At 57.2% G+C, this 14,110-nt stretch carries 13 protein-coding genes and 1 tRNA gene; 2 read left to right on the top strand and 12 right to left on the bottom strand.

Going from position 1 to position 14,110, the window contains the following annotated elements:
* On the top strand, positions 1 to 656 hold a 656-nt coding region (locus tag HNR46_RS19605), incomplete at its 5' end, for an IS630 family transposase (protein WP_184022245.1).
* Between the two features lie 515 nt (positions 657 to 1,171).
* Here the strand turns inward: HNR46_RS19605 and ybeY are convergent.
* From ybeY to HNR46_RS19585, 4 genes are all read right to left on the bottom strand, one after another.
* Complete coding sequence (ybeY, locus tag HNR46_RS19600; RefSeq protein ID WP_184022243.1) at positions 1,172 to 1,633, bottom strand: rRNA maturation RNase YbeY; 462 nt, start codon at positions 1,631 to 1,633, stop codon at positions 1,172 to 1,174.
* On the bottom strand, positions 1,630 to 3,318 hold the full coding sequence (locus HNR46_RS19595) for an HD family phosphohydrolase (RefSeq protein WP_184022247.1): 1,689 nt from the start codon (positions 3,316 to 3,318) through the stop codon (positions 1,630 to 1,632). The genes ybeY and HNR46_RS19595 overlap by 4 nt, the downstream gene beginning before the upstream one ends.
* 192 nt (positions 3,319 to 3,510) lie before the next feature.
* Positions 3,511 to 5,679 carry an excinuclease ABC subunit UvrB gene (locus tag HNR46_RS19590; RefSeq protein ID WP_184022240.1) on the bottom strand — a complete coding sequence of 723 codons (2,169 nt, stop codon included), beginning with the start codon at positions 5,677 to 5,679 and terminating at the stop codon, positions 3,511 to 3,513.
* A 58-nt stretch (positions 5,680 to 5,737) separates the two neighbouring features.
* On the bottom strand, positions 5,738 to 6,595 hold the full coding sequence (locus tag HNR46_RS19585) for an LpxI family protein (protein WP_184022237.1): 858 nt from the start codon (positions 6,593 to 6,595) through the stop codon (positions 5,738 to 5,740).
* A gap of 242 nt (positions 6,596 to 6,837) precedes the next feature.
* Between HNR46_RS19585 and HNR46_RS19580 the strand changes: the two genes are divergently transcribed.
* A complete protein-coding gene (locus HNR46_RS19580) occupies positions 6,838 to 7,482 on the top strand; it encodes a hypothetical protein (protein WP_184022234.1) in 645 nt (214 codons plus the stop codon).
* Between the two features lie 171 nt (positions 7,483 to 7,653).
* On the opposite strand, the gene HNR46_RS19575 is transcribed toward HNR46_RS19580, so the two are convergent.
* The 8 genes from HNR46_RS19575 to HNR46_RS19540 form a co-directional block, all read right to left on the bottom strand.
* Positions 7,654 to 7,729, bottom strand: a tRNA-Thr gene (locus tag HNR46_RS19575).
* Between the two features lie 53 nt (positions 7,730 to 7,782).
* Positions 7,783 to 8,577, bottom strand: coding sequence for a cytochrome c oxidase subunit II (locus HNR46_RS19570; protein WP_184022231.1), 795 nt, complete (start codon positions 8,575 to 8,577; stop codon positions 7,783 to 7,785).
* Between the two features lie 15 nt (positions 8,578 to 8,592).
* A complete protein-coding gene (locus tag HNR46_RS19565) occupies positions 8,593 to 8,820 on the bottom strand; it encodes a hypothetical protein (protein WP_221285294.1) in 228 nt (75 codons plus the stop codon).
* A gap of 21 nt (positions 8,821 to 8,841) precedes the next feature.
* Positions 8,842 to 9,042, bottom strand: coding sequence for a hypothetical protein (locus HNR46_RS19560; RefSeq protein WP_184022225.1), 201 nt, complete (start codon positions 9,040 to 9,042; stop codon positions 8,842 to 8,844).
* A 22-nt stretch (positions 9,043 to 9,064) separates the two neighbouring features.
* Entirely contained in the window at positions 9,065 to 9,436 is a 372-nt protein-coding gene (locus tag HNR46_RS19555; protein ID WP_184022222.1) for a cytochrome C oxidase subunit IV family protein, read from the bottom strand.
* 44 nt (positions 9,437 to 9,480) lie between these two features.
* Complete coding sequence (locus tag HNR46_RS19550) at positions 9,481 to 11,295, bottom strand: cytochrome c oxidase subunit 3 (RefSeq protein WP_184022220.1); 1,815 nt, start codon at positions 11,293 to 11,295, stop codon at positions 9,481 to 9,483.
* Between the two features lie 52 nt (positions 11,296 to 11,347).
* On the bottom strand, positions 11,348 to 13,219 hold the full coding sequence (locus HNR46_RS19545) for a cytochrome c oxidase subunit I (protein WP_184022217.1): 1,872 nt from the start codon (positions 13,217 to 13,219) through the stop codon (positions 11,348 to 11,350).
* A 131-nt stretch (positions 13,220 to 13,350) separates the two neighbouring features.
* Positions 13,351 to 14,103, bottom strand: a complete 753-nt coding sequence (locus HNR46_RS19540) for a c-type cytochrome (RefSeq protein WP_184022215.1) — start codon at positions 14,101 to 14,103, stop codon at positions 13,351 to 13,353.
* Positions 14,104 to 14,110 lie beyond the last annotated feature (7 nt).

The raw sequence follows: 14,110 nt of genomic DNA, 5'->3' as shown, positions 1-14,110 counted from the left end.
ACCGCACGCTCGTGCGCTACCTCCACGAGCAACGCTACGCGCGCCGGATTCCCAGACCCGTCCCCGAACCGCCCGACCGCGACGCGTGGGAAGATCGGCGGGAGGCCTTCGCCGTGGAGTTGCTCGGATACCTTGAAGACAACTCTTGCGAGGTGTTCTTCGGTGACGAGGCGGGCTTTGAGGGAGATCCCCGCCCAAGACAGAAATGGGTCAAGCGTGGCAGCGCCCCCACCCAGAGATACTATGGCGGACACATCCGGCAGAACGTGGTCGGCGCGGTCAATCCATCCACCGGGGAACTGGTCAGCCTGATCGTTTCCCACTGCGACACGGAGGTCTTCCAAGCATTCCTCAACACCATGGCCGAGGAGGTACCGCAACGTCGAGGCAAGCGCGTCCTGCTAGTGCTCGACAACGCCGGATGGCACAAGACCAAGCGGTTGCGCTGGCATCACATCGAACCGATCTATTTACCCTCCTACAGTCCTGACTTCAATCCGATCGAACGACTCTGGCAGCATCTTAAGGAGCACTACCTCGCAGGCTTCCTGACCAAGAGCCGCGAGGCTCTTTGCGAGAAGCTCACCGAGTCCATCCGGGATCTGCTCAGGCGCCCAGATCTCATGCGTTCGGTCTGCCGCACCCACTCCCCATAGCGGAAAGAACTTTTGGCAATCGGTCTAACTAAGTAGAACTAAGCGCAAGACCAACACCACTGAGGTCCCCCCCAACCATGACGGTTGGCGAGATCGTCCGGCCGATGGATGATTTCTTATCGATTGAGAACGAAAGCTCTCCGTTCGCACCCACGCGACGCAGAAGATCGCCACAACGCACGGAAGATGAATCGACCCGCCATGATCACCGAGTTGACCATGGAGAAGAAGGTCTGGAAGTTCACCAGAGAAATCCAGGGAGAGCCTCTACCCGACGCAGAATCATGAACTAGGTTCGTAGCACCCTGCTCGCATCGGGCAAGCACATCTAGTGAGCACGCGCGGCTCGCCCTCCACGCATGGATTCATCACGACATCGCTGGCGCCACCAGGCCCTCAGCTACATTGACCCAACCCCCACCAAACATCACAAGACCGCAGCCTGAATAGCAAACGACGCTGTCCAACTTAGAAGAGGGCACCACACGTCTTCCACACTGTGCCGCCAATCGCCTTCAAATCCGCTCTTCGACTTCAGGCCAGAGTTCCCTCACCAGGGTCTCCTGCGCTTCTTCCATCACGACTCGATCTTCATCGGACTCGTCTTCGTGGCCCGCTAAATGCAGGAGTCCATGCACGAGATAGCGAAGCAACTCCCTTAGCTCCGGCTCGCCGTACTCCGCAGCTTGGCGTTTGGCCACTTCGACGCCGATGACGATCTCACCGTGTTCAAAAGTGATCACATCCGTCGCGCCATCGATGCCCATGAAATCACGATGGACACGGGAGCTTTCGGCATCATCGACCAAGGCCACATCCACCTCCTTCAGTTCGACCAGCGGCGAGGCGTCGCCGGTCACGAAACGTGTTTCGATCTCCGAAGCAGCCTTCACTCCAGCTGTTTCCAGAACGACCAACCATCCATGAGGAACGGGGATCGTACTCTGGTGGTCACAAACCAAAACTTCTCGCTTCATGATTGGGGAATCGCAGGAGGGACATCGCTGCTTTTAGCACCGGCTTCCGCGTCGCGTTGCGCCCGTTTGCGAGCAGCATCGGGTTGGTCGGGCTTATCGATTTTTCCAAGTTTCTCCGTTTTCGGGCCATTGTCCGATTTCGCTCCCTTGGCTTCCAAATCGGACTTCCGGTCATCCTTGGGATAGTCGATCCGGCTATGCATCATGCTGCGGAGTGTCTTTGAGAAAACTTCCTTCACCACCGCAAGATCGCGAATCGTCAGATCGCAATTGTCGAGCTGGCCATCACACACTCGAGCTTCCACCAAATCCTCTACCAAGGCTCGGATTTTGGCAGGCGTGGGTTTCTTCAACGACCGTGAAGCGCTTTCCACCGCGTCCGCCAAACTGATAATGCCACTTTCCCGAGAGCGCGGTCGCGGACCCGGATAACGGAAATTCTTTTGATCGACCTTCGGAAGATCCTCAGGATTCTCCAATTTCTTTTCGATCTTCTGCATCTCCTCCCGCTTGAGTTCCTGAGCCCGGCGGTAGAAATAACCCACCAGAGAATCGCCATGATGCTCCCGAATGACATCAATCACCCGCGGATTGAGCCGGTGTTTGAGGGCGATATCCACACCATCTTTGACGTGGGCGATGATGATCAATGAGCTCATCGTTGGAGTCAGGGAGTCATGCGGGTTCTCCTGACCATCCCCCTGATTTTCGATGAAATACTCGGGTTTGTTGAGCTTTCCAATGTCGTGGAAGTAGGCGCAGACCCGACACATGGCGGCATTCGCACCCACGGCTTCTGCTGCCGCTTCCGCCAACGACGCGACCACCAAGCTGTGATGAAAAGTCCCTGGGGCCTCCAGTTGCATGCGCCGCAGCAACTTGTGGTTCAAATCCCCCTGTTCCAACCAGCTGATGTCAGTGGTCAGGTGGAACATTCCCTCCAATACGGGGAGGAATCCAGAAACCAACAATGAGGTGCCCACCGAGATCCCCAAGGCGCAACCCATGGCCAAGCCAAGTCCTTGCCAATCCTCCGCGGTGGCATTGATGCCCACGAAACTCAAATCAACCACGCCAAAGACCAACGCGAGGCCAAATGCGGTAATTCCCGAGTATAAGCCAGCTCTGAGCAATTGGACCCGGCGACGGACTTTCCTCAGAGTCAATGCCGCGACCAGTCCGCTCATCAAGCTCACACACAAGAACAGGGTCTTATTCTCATCCCCGAACAGCAGGGATCCAAAGAGCGAAACATACACAGCTGAAAACACTCCCGCAGGACTTCCCAAAAGCACCGAGTTGATCATCGGTGCGATCACGAAGGGCATCATCAAAAACGCGATCGGGTAAGGCAGAAGGTTCGTCGTCCCGATCCAGCTGACAAACCGCATCAACGCCACTTGCCCGAGAATGCTGAGTGCCAGCAGCACGACCCGGCTATTGCGCTCGTTCACCCGGCGGTGATTGAGCTCGACCACCGTCATCCCGCTCACCGCCAAGAAAAAGGCATAGAGACCGCTCTCCATCGGCGTCGAAGCATCGCCAGGTGCCATCACCCGCATCACCAGCAAAGCAGCGCCCATGCAAAATGCCAAATAGACCCCCATGCGGACCCACGGTGAGCGATCCAATGAGGCACTCACCGCCGCATCATTCTGGGTGCGCCGTTTTTTGCCAGACGACATGCCCTTCTGGGCAAGGCGCCAGCGCTTGAAAGCATCGAACAATCCCACGGATAGGCACTTCAGGTTCTGCGACGTCCGGAGACGCCCGAGGGGCGTGTTGCCACGCCCCCCAACGGCCGACGATGTACCTCAGTGCCCTGCCCTTGGCAATCGGCAAAACGGAGGAGACGCGTCATTATGACGCACCCACGATCAACGACCCTTGCGGTAGTTGATTTTCTTTTTAGCAACGGGGGCCTTTTCCTCCCCTCCTTTCAGCTTTGCGATTTGGTCCCGCAAATGGGCCGCCCGCTCGAATTCCAACTTCCCAGCGGCGTCGCGCATCTCGGTTTCCAGTTCCGCGATGACCTTTACCTTGTTGTAAGCCTCCTCATCTTCCGCCACCAAGGAACGCTCCATCTCGCCCGCTTTGGCCCGCTGATTTGCGTAGAGCTGCAGGCTCTGCTGGACCGCGCGGCGAACACTCTGGGGGGTGATTCCATGCTTCTCGTTGTGCGCCATTTGCCGCTCGCGACGATAGTCGGTGACGTCCAACAACCTCTGGATCGAGTCAGTCACCACATCGCAGAACAACACACACTCGCCATTCACGTGACGAGCGGCACGGCCCGCCGTCTGAATCAGGCTCGTCTCATTCCGCAGAAAACCTTCCTTGTCCGCATCGAGAATGCAGACCAGCGATACTTCGGGCAGATCGAGTCCCTCCCGCAGCAGGTTGATCCCCACCAGAATATCAAACTCCGCCGCCCGCAACTGCCGAAGGATCTCGACGCGTTCAACGGCGTCCACATCGGCATGGATGTACCGCACCTTCAATCCCGTCCCCTGCAGGTATTCCGTCAAATCCTCCGCGGTCTTCTTGGTGAGTGTCGTGACGAGCACCCGCTCCCCCTGCTCCACCCGCAGGCGACAGAGCTCGATGGTCTCGTCAATCTGACCCTTTAGTGGGCGCATCTTGACGACAGGATCGAGCAAACCCGTCGGCCGGATGATCTGCTCCACAATCAACGGTCGTCCCGCCTTCTTGACGTCAAACGCATCGATCGGTTCCGAACTGGGACTCGGCTCGATGCGCAACTTCTTGAGATCAAAGGGGGTGAATCCCCGCTCTTCTCCGCGCCCCTTCACGGGGATGTAGCGCGGATTGTCTGGCCGAGAATTGACGACCTCAAACGCCCCCGGGGTCGCAGAAACATACAGACGCTGATGCGTCATCTGCATGAACTCATCGAAACGCAGCGGCCGGTTGTCGAGAGCACTCGGCAGCCGGAATCCATGTTCCACCAGCACCGTTTTCCGGCTCCGATCCCCTTCATACATCCCACCAATCTGGGGTATGGAGACGTGGCTCTCATCAATCAGTGTCAAAAATCCATCCGGAAAGAAATCCAGCAAGGTATAGGGCCGCGCCCCAGGTGGACGCCCCGTCAGATGCCGCGAGTAATTTTCGATCCCCTGGCAGAATCCCATCTCACGCATCATTTCGAGATCGTAGTCCGTCCGCATCCGTAAACGTTGAGCCTCGATGAGCTTCCCTTGGCTCTCGAACCAAGCGACCCGCTCATCCGCCTCTTTGCGGATCTGCACCATCGCCTTCTTCATCTTGTCTCCCGGAGTGACGAACTGCTTCGCAGGAAAAAACGTATACTTGTCGAGCCGATCGATGACCGTGCCTGTCAGCGTGTCGATTGATGAAATCCTGTCGATCTCATCTCCAAAAAACTCCACCCGGATCGCCGTTTCATCGAGAAACGCCGGGTGGACCTCCACCACATCCCCCCGGACCCGAAACTTCCCGCGACCGAAGGCGATGTCGTTGCGCTCAAACAACAGCGCTACCAAGCTCTCCAGGAGCTCATCGCGGCCCCATTCCTGGCCAACCCACACCGGCACCATCATTCCCTCGTAGTCCTCCGGTGAGCCCAAGCCGTAAATGCAACTCACCGAGGCCACCACGATCACATCTTCACGAGTCAGCAACGAGCCCATCGCCGACAACCGCAGTCGCTCAATCTCGTCGTTGATGCTCGAATCCTTCTCGATGTAGGTGTCAGTTCGAGGGATGTACGCCTCGGGCTGGAAGTAGTCGAAATAGCTGACGAAATATTCGACCGCATTGTTCGGGAAGAAATTCTTGAACTCGGAATACAGCTGAGCCGCCAAGGTTTTGTTGTGGCTCATGATCAACGCTGGCTTGCCCATGCGTTGGATGACATTGGCCATGGTGAAGGTCTTCCCGGAACCCGTCACCCCCAAGAGAGTCTGATGCCGATTCCCCGCATCGATCGATTTTACCAGCTTCTCAATCGCCTGGGCTTGGTCGCCCTTCGCCAAATATTCGCTGACCAACTCAAATGCCATCCGGCCCGTTCCATAACCACGAACCGTCGGCGCCGCAAGTCACCGAATCATGCCCGCTCTAGGACTCCCCCATCTGCACTTCATCGCCTTCTGCTGCCAGAGTCACCGCATGAAGCCCGATCCCTTTCTCCTCGCAGAGCGCCTTCACTTGATCGGCCTCCAGCAATAGGGTCCGGCCCGCTTCAATCGCGATCGCACCCACTCCGGCTTCCGCGCAGGTCTCAATCGTTTGCGGCCCCACCACCGGCACGTCGAAGCGAAAATCTTGGTTGGGCTTTGACACTTTCACCAGCATCACATTTTTCCCACGTCCAAGCTCCCCACCCCTACGAATGCAGGCATTGGTTCCTTCAAAGGCCTCGACGGCCAAGACCGTGCCATGGCGAACCACCACCGTTTGCCCGATGTCCAAGCTGCTGGTTTCCTTTGCCATGCGAAACCCAAACGCAGCATCGGCAAGCTGGCGATCTTTGAACCGCGGACCAAATACAGGCCCAGGCCCAGGCAACAGTTCCTCCAAAAACGTGGTCGCCGGAAGCAAGGTGATCCGATCCTTCGCCAGTTCGTCCCCGATCGCTCCAAACAAGGATTCCGCATTTCGCTCGGGGACTTTGGCCAACATCATCAAGGTTCGCAAATCCGGTCGCAAATCGAACAAGTTCTTCGGAGCGATTTGCCCCACCATGATCGCCTCATCCGCCCCCTGCTTTTTGAAGAACTTGATCAGCCGACCCAGCTGTCCAACCCGCATCCAGTCGACTGCATCCACTGCCTCCGCCGCTTCTGGGCGCGTTTCATTTTCGAAAGCGGCCATCACCAGACGGATCCCCGGGCACTTCCGTCGAGCCGCTTCGATGAAAATCATCGGGTAAGCCCCGTTGCCTGCCAGAATACCGATCGTTCGGGTGTGCTCCATGGTGGGTCGAATCGAATGGAAAATCGCGGCGCACACGCACCAAAGCCCATCGGCAGCCTTGCGCCCTCCGGGGTGCTAGAGGTCCTTGAACCTGAATTCAAGGGAGGAGTGCGCCTCGGACCCGCTCGGATCCATCCTGAACCCCACTCAACGACCCCTGAAATGTCCCGTGAAGGGCATTCTTGGCTGTCAAGCCATCGGAGGTCCCCTACCATCAATCCATTTCAATTCCGCCCCTGCAGATGACCTCCATCTCAACTCTCTTAATTGCTTTACCAGCGACTGCCTTCTTTGCCCATGCAGAGAATGCTCCGAGCTGGATCTGCGTCGATGGGGACACCCTCGAAACCTTTCCTCTCAAGGATGAGATCCCGGAGAAGGCGCTCCTTGGTGGATGGCTCCCCGAGATCGTGGAAGGAGCCCAGGAAAAATCTCGCCTTTCCCTCATTTGGACCGAGTCCCCTGCCATCCTTCCTGAGATCAAAGAAGTCGGGTCCTTCCAAGGACACCCGATCGTGGAGCTGAATTTCTCAACGGTCGCCGACTCACCCTCGTCTCACGAACCTTCAAAGCAGGCCACGATTCTCGCCTGCTGCACGGGTAGCACGGTTTCATCTTCCCTGATGCCATTCCTCATCGTGACCGATCCCTTCATTCGGTATTTCGAACTCATTTTCACGGAATCGCCGCACATCCCCCTTCACCTCGAAGTCGGCATCACCCGATCTGGAAATGGAATGATATGGAGCGCGCTCGATTTTGAGTTCAAGCGAGACCGCGCCCATCTCGTCGAAATCACGTCAGGCAGCCGAGGCACGAGGACCAAGATCAGGCATTTTTCCCCGCAAGGAACTCCATCCTACATCGAAGAGGTGGACGAAAACTGACGGGCGGAGGCACCCCATATCTTCCTCCATCAAAGGGAGGATTCCCTCTTGTTTGACCTTCATTGCCAGACCAATCCGACGGGTATCGCGCTGCATTTTGAGCAACCAGCATCGGAAAATCCACGTTTCGGTGGACCTAGGAGCCCCAAATAGAGGCGATCTCGATGCTTATGGAGCCGGCTGCCGGACTCGAACCGGCGACCTGATGATTACAAATCAACTGCTCTACCAACTGAGCTAAGCCGGCATCAAGGGGCGCGGGGAGATCCGAAACGAAGACCGGTTCCCCGCCAAGAAGAATCAGCGTGCCGCGGTGGAAGGCTGGGAACTATTGCGCTCGATCGCCGAATCCGATTGCGCCTTGAACCACTCGTCAAAGGCATCGCTGGCGATGACTTCCATCTGACCCGCCATATTGCCATGGCCTTCTCCACACAGCTGGCCGCAAACCACGGAAGTTTCCAGAGTGCGGGTGGGAGTGAACCACATCGGAATCTCCCGTCCCGGGATGGCGTCCTGCTGAACGCGCATCGGAACGATCGAGTAGTTATGAATCACGTCGTTGGACGTGATATTGAGGATGGCAGGGCGATCCTTGGGCAAGCGCAACACCGAAGTGGTGAAGTCGTCCTGTCCATTCGGATCCGTAAGGTCGATGCCTGGATCGCTCGGGCTAGTCTTCAACCGGTGATCGATCCGACCAAAACGGCCATCGGCACCTGCGTAATGATAGGTCCAACCAAATTGCCAACCCACCACACGAACCCGAATCGGATTCCGCTCCTGAACAGTCTCCCAAGAATCCGTCCGATCTTTCCACATCGGGAAGGCGAAGCCGAGAAGCAAGACCGCCTCAAGAATGATGATGCCAATCTCAATGTGCGACGAGATGTGATTCCTTACCCCATGATACGACGCTTTCGGCTGAGCCGAGCGGCGAAAACGCACCAAGGAAAACAGGAAGAACAAGGTCCAACCCACAAATAGCGCAATCATCAGCCAGTGCACCACATCGATCATGTGATCCACACGTCCGCCGTGGGCAGAGAAACTGTCGGGAATACCGAGGAACTTGGAAGGACTCAGGGAGTTCATGGAAAAAGGAAAAGGTCAGCGAGATGCGGAAGGAGATGCTTCTTGGAAGGCCTCGAAATCATCGCAAAGTTCAGGATCAAGATTCCGTCCATCCCGGCGAATCAATCGGATCATGCAACCGATCACGCCACCGAGAACCAACACGATGACGGCCAGCAGGAACAAAATCGACCAGCTCGCCGCATTGGCATTGTCTTGGAAATTGGCGGAACAGGTGGCGCAGGAAAGAAAGGAATCCATCATCGTCGTAGGAAGAAGTCGAATTCAGAGGAGGAGTTTGCGAGCCTTGCGGTAGAAGTAGACCCCGTAAACGGGCATCCCAAGGCTACCCACCACCCCAAGGATCCCTAATCCGGTCACCAGCCCCGATTTCTCCACGGCGATGACGAAACTCCAGATGGCCAAAAAGACGAACATCAGGGTGCTCACGGTCACGAAAACGATATGGAAAGCGCGTAGGGACATGGCAATGGAGGATTCAGAGCGATCAATCGGAGATGACGGCCGTGGTGGCACCCTGGCCGCCGTCGTTGAATTGATCGTAGTGGATGGGACTGAACTTCGCGAGGAAGATGAGCGCGGCCATGGCGATGCCAAAAAATGCGCCCATGCCGATGAGCCAATAGACCCAAGGTTTCTCGTGATTGAGGTGCATGAAGATCGCAGCCACCAGCGAAGCCTTGGTCGCGGCAATCAATAGACCCAGCACAAGGTCGGCCGTGTCGAATCCGTGTTTGCCCACATCGAGCCACGGCACGGTGGCCACAGCCACGGTCGCCAAGGTCCCTGCGAACAACACAATGCCCACGAGAATGTAGAGGCGGAACGCCTTCTTGATGTCTTCTGCGCTATCAGCCATGGAAGTAGTGGAGGAAAGAGGTCAAAAGTGAAGTTCAGCCCGACTTACATGAGGTAGAAGATCGGGAAAGCGAAGATCCAGACGAGGTCGACGAAGTGCCAGAAAAGGCCGCCCACTTCCACCCGGTTGGCCAACCACTCCGGATTCGAAAGATACATCTTCCGCCCAAAGAGCAGGTAGTAGCCCAGAACAATCGCACCGCCGATCACGTGGAGACCGTGGAGACCGGTAACAGTGAAGTAGATGGCGTAGTAAGTATTCCACTTCGGAGTGAACTTGGAATCCATCGCCACCTCAGCGCGAGGAATTGCCAGGTGCGGAAAATGGTGGCGACTGTAGTCTGGGCCCATGAATTGCTCGGTCATCACCATCTTCTCCCGTGGAGGCGTCTTGGCTGACGGATCGATCTCGACATCTTCCACGCCTTTGCCTTCGTCAATCAAACGGGTGTAGTAGGCAATTTCCTGCCAGCCCATGCGATACCGGTCCTTGTGGGTGGGTTCGCGCCCATCCTTCGACAACTCGTCGGCCAGAAGACGCACGCCTTGTTGGTGCATTTCCCAGATCTCAGCAATCTCTGGGTTGTTCTTGATAATCCAGCTGTTTTCGATGGCGACCAAAGGTTCGATGCCCTTCTTCTCGGCCTGCATCACGAGGTACTGGAAGTCGATGCCGTCCACATAGTGATACACCATCTCCGAGTTGCCTTGCTTGCCTGCAAGGGTCGTACCGTCGCGCAAAGAGATCGAAGTCAGACCGTCGCGGTAGTCCGTCAGCACATCATGATTTTTGAAGCGCAGGTTCAAAGGCTCGGCTCCAGGGGCTACCTTGAAGACCGCAGCCGTGGCCTCGGGGCGCTCGATTTCGGCGAACTTTTTGCCATCAAGGAGAACAGGAACGGCCTCCCCGCCGGACACCTTCACGGACTCGATCGTGACGTCGGTGGCAAAGTTCGCGCGCATCCCGGCCTTCCAGCGTTTGAATGCCTTCGCCCGCTCAGCAGGCTCCAATTCAGATCCGGCTGGAAATGCAGCCACAAATGCCGCTTCACCCAACAGATGGTTGGACTTCACGTCGTCCCACTTGAGATCCCAAGCTTCGCGAAGGTATTCGGTGCGCTGGCTCTGGTTGAATGCGTGGTTCGACGTTTGGGCCTTGGCGATCTTCTTGAGCAGCTCAAGACTCAGAGCTTCCCCAGCAGCGAATTGCTTGGCGCTATCCGATTCGCCTTCGCGGTTGAGATTGATCTCGTCGGCCAAAGTGATCGAAGCACCCGCAGCGGATGCCTCCGCAAGCATGTCCTCGACCCAGGGTTCATACACGCGCAGCAAATCGAAGGAGATGGTCTCGGGCTGGAAGCGCTGGACGTTCATCTCGATTTCCTCGCCCTTGGCATCAGTGACCAAGGAAGCGTCGTGCTCATCGTGGCCCTCGCCATGACCCGCTTCTTTTTCGTGGTCAATGTGCCCCTCGACCATGGTGTAGTCGACGAGGCGTGCCGCTTGGTGGTGGAACTTGACGTAATACTCGAGGCTCTTGAAGCCCATGAAGACCAAGGCGCAAATGACCGTGATGGCCATGAAGATCTGGAACTGTACCCACTTCCGTAGTTTCAGCGACGCCCAGGCAAACACCACCGTCACCGAGGAAGCGATGAGGATGAAGGTATTCAGAAGGCCTGGAAGCACAGGAAGTGTCCGTTCGGGCCAGGGGTAATCGGCACCGATCCGAAGGAAGACGTAGCCCGAGAAGAGGCCGCCGAAGAGCATGACTTCCGACGCAAGGAACAGCCAGATGGCGATCTTCGAGTTGAAGAGGCCGGTGTCCTTGCGAGGGGTGACGACGTAGGGAATTTCCATGACGTAAGGTTCAAGTGATCCGTTTCAAGGCGATGAAACCTGGAACAGAAGCTCAGTGAGCAGGCGACTCAGCGGGTTTTTCGTCGGGCTTCGGACTCGTGCGCTTCGGCTCGATCCACTGGGGCAGATAGTCTTCGTCGTGATCGGGACGGCTGTATTCGTAGGGTCCGCGATAGACGACGGGCTCGGTGAGGAAGTTGCCATGGCCTGGAGGCGTGGGAGTCGCCCATTCCAGCGTGGTGGCATTCCATGGGTTGTCACTGGTGACCTTCTTGCCGACGAACTTGCTGATCACGAGGTTGATCAAGAACGGAAGCTGCGCAAGAGCCATGCACCATGCGGCATAGGACATCAGGATGTTGAGATCGATGTGCTCGGCCACCGTTGACCCAAAGATATTGGGACTGTCGGGAACCTTGGCGAGGTAGGCATCGCCTCCGTTGTACCAGCGGCGGTGGAAACCCGACATCCCCTGAGTGAGCATCGGGAAGAAGATGAGGTTCATGCACACCAAGCTGGGCCAGAAATGGAGGTGGGCCAGGAAGTTGCTGAGATGCCGTCCGGTGATCTTCGGATACCAGTGATACACCCCCGCGAAGAGGCCGAAGAGAATGCCGGGAGCCACCACGTAGTGGAAGTGGCCGATCACATAATAGGTGTCGTGAAGGTGCAGGCCGACCAGGTTGAAAGCCAGCGGCAGACCGGTGAGACCGCCGATGCCAAACATCGGAAGGAAGGCACATGCCCAGATCATCGCGGGAGTGAACCGGATGGAGCCTTGCCAAAGGGAGATGATCAGCGAAGTGAGCAGAATCACCGAAGGCACCGAGATCAGCACCGTAGTGGTTTGGAACCAGGTCGAAACGGCCGGTCCCATGCCCGTCATATACATGTGGTGAGCCCACACAATGAAGGAAAGGAAACCGAGGACGAGCACACCATAGACCATGCTCTTATAGCCCCAGAGCGGCTTGCGGGTGTTGGCCGGAATGATTTCCGCCACACAGGCGATCGCAGGAAGCAGAAGCACATACACTTCGGGGTGGCCGAGGAACCAGAACAAGTGCTGGTAGAGCAAGGGCGAACCACCACCCGAGATCTCCAGCAAGCCTTCTGCCTTGGTGACCAGACCGGATGGCATGAAGAAGGAGGAACCACTGACGCGGTCCATCAGCTGCATGATGCCCGCGGCTTCAAGAGGAGGGAACGCCAGGAGCAGGAGGAAACCCGTGACCAACATTGCCCACACAAAGAAGGGCATGCGCATCCAAGTGAGCCCGCGGGCGCGCAAGTTGATGATGGTGGTGATGAAGTTCACCGAACCCAGCAACGAAGAAGTGATGAGAAGCACCAACCCAAGAAGCCACTGGGTTTGACCCGCCAGCCACTGGTTGACGACTTGGCCATCGGCGATGCCTGCAAGCGGCGAATAGTTCGTCCAGCCAGACTTGGCCGCACCGGACTCAAGGAAGAATGAGCAGCACATCACCAGACCGCCTGCGAGGTAGATCCAGTAGCTCATCATGTTGAGCTTGGGGAAGGCCATGTCTGGCGCACCAATCTGAAGAGGGGTAACGTAGTTGCCAAAGGCACCGAAACCGAGCGGCACAACTCCCAGGAACACCATGATGGTGCCGTGCATGGCGCCGAACATGTTGTAGGTCTCGCCCGTCACCTTCCCGTCCTGCAGCCAACGCGATTTCCACGTGTCGGTGAACATCCAGCTCATCCACTCGGGAAGCGGTTCGTGAGGAAAAGCGATGCTCCAGCGCATCACCATCATCAGGTAAAATCCGAACAGCAGGAAAATCCCGGCCGTCACGCCGTACTGGATGCCGATCCATTTGTGGTCGGTCGAGAAGACGTATTTCCGGAGGAATCCGGGTTCGTGGTGATGATCGTGGGAATCGGCGTGCGCGCTCATGGCGAAGTCAGGATTGGGATTGAACGCAAAATGAGGTCAATAGACAGCAAAAAATGCGGAGCGTTAGAGAGGTTTCTGCGTGGAGGTGAAATCGAGGGAAAACCGGTCGGCGATCGCCAACCGGAGAGCGGTCATTCTTCGACCGGAGCGAGGGAAACCGGATCCACCTTGGTCGTGGGATCCAGGGCGGCACCTTCCAGATCTTGGAGGTGATCAGAGTCGAGTTCGCCCTTATTGACGGGAGTTCCTACTTGGGCGCGTTTCTCGGAGATCTCGATCGCGTGCGCGGCCATTTCCTGGGTAACGACTTCCCCCTTTTCATTGCCGAAGGAGTTCCGCACGTAGGTCATCACCGCTGCGAGATCGGTCGGGCTCATGCCGACGCCTTGAGCGGGCATGACGCCAAATTCCTTACCCGTGCTCGTCGGCCCCGTCAGGCCATTCAGGATGACCATCGAAAAGCGCTCCGTTGGCCCCATGGCCCACTCCGATCCGGCCAGAGACGGGTAAGCACCGCCGCCCTTACCATCGGGACCGTGGCAACCGACGCACTTCGAGTAAATCTTCTCACCCTTGGCCATATAGGCCTTGAGGGCATCGACCGGAGGCGGTCCTGAATCTTCACCGCTATCGAGCGAGCGACGGACGTATCCCGGAGCGACGGTAGCGTCGTAGTCAAATAGACCACCGGCTTGTCCCAAAGCGAGTCCGGCAGCAATGGCCACGACTCCGCCGGTGACGAAAATCCAGTTGGAAACGGGTTCGCGACCCCCATCGTTCACACGCTTTTCCCGGGCCACGGCCGCGGCATCACGGAGCAGTCGCTCGTGGGATTGGGTGACGTTGAGAGAATCGTCGAGATCGGGCTTGTGAGGATCTTGCATCGGGAGC

The sequence above is a fragment of the Haloferula luteola genome (assembly GCF_014201715.1).
Classification (GTDB): domain Bacteria; phylum Verrucomicrobiota; class Verrucomicrobiia; order Verrucomicrobiales; family Akkermansiaceae; genus Haloferula; species Haloferula luteola.
This window is presented reverse-complemented; position numbering and strand designations above follow the sequence as displayed.

Bases quoted from the DNA above. Each gene is read 5' to 3' on its own strand.
- HNR46_RS19540 (WP_184022215.1), bottom strand. From the start codon at position 14,103: ATGCAAGATCCTCACAAGCCCGATCTCGACGATTCTCTCAACGTCACC.
- HNR46_RS19570 (WP_184022231.1), bottom strand. From the start codon at position 8,577: ATGAACTCCCTGAGTCCTTCCAAGTTCCTCGGTATTCCCGACAGTTTC.
- HNR46_RS19555 (WP_184022222.1), bottom strand. From the start codon at position 9,436: ATGGCTGATAGCGCAGAAGACATCAAGAAGGCGTTCCGCCTCTACATT.
- HNR46_RS19590 (WP_184022240.1), bottom strand. From the start codon at position 5,679: ATGGCATTTGAGTTGGTCAGCGAATATTTGGCGAAGGGCGACCAAGCC.
- HNR46_RS19560 (WP_184022225.1), bottom strand. From the start codon at position 9,042: ATGTCCCTACGCGCTTTCCATATCGTTTTCGTGACCGTGAGCACCCTG.
- ybeY (WP_184022243.1), bottom strand. From the start codon at position 1,633: ATGAAGCGAGAAGTTTTGGTTTGTGACCACCAGAGTACGATCCCCGTT.
- HNR46_RS19565 (WP_221285294.1), bottom strand. From the start codon at position 8,820: ATGATGGATTCCTTTCTTTCCTGCGCCACCTGTTCCGCCAATTTCCAA.
- HNR46_RS19595 (WP_184022247.1), bottom strand. From the start codon at position 3,318: ATGTCGTCTGGCAAAAAACGGCGCACCCAGAATGATGCGGCGGTGAGT.
- HNR46_RS19580 (WP_184022234.1), top strand. From the start codon at position 6,838: ATGACCTCCATCTCAACTCTCTTAATTGCTTTACCAGCGACTGCCTTC.
- HNR46_RS19550 (WP_184022220.1), bottom strand. From the start codon at position 11,295: ATGGAAATTCCCTACGTCGTCACCCCTCGCAAGGACACCGGCCTCTTC.
- HNR46_RS19545 (WP_184022217.1), bottom strand. From the start codon at position 13,219: ATGAGCGCGCACGCCGATTCCCACGATCATCACCACGAACCCGGATTC.
- HNR46_RS19585 (WP_184022237.1), bottom strand. From the start codon at position 6,595: ATGGAGCACACCCGAACGATCGGTATTCTGGCAGGCAACGGGGCTTAC.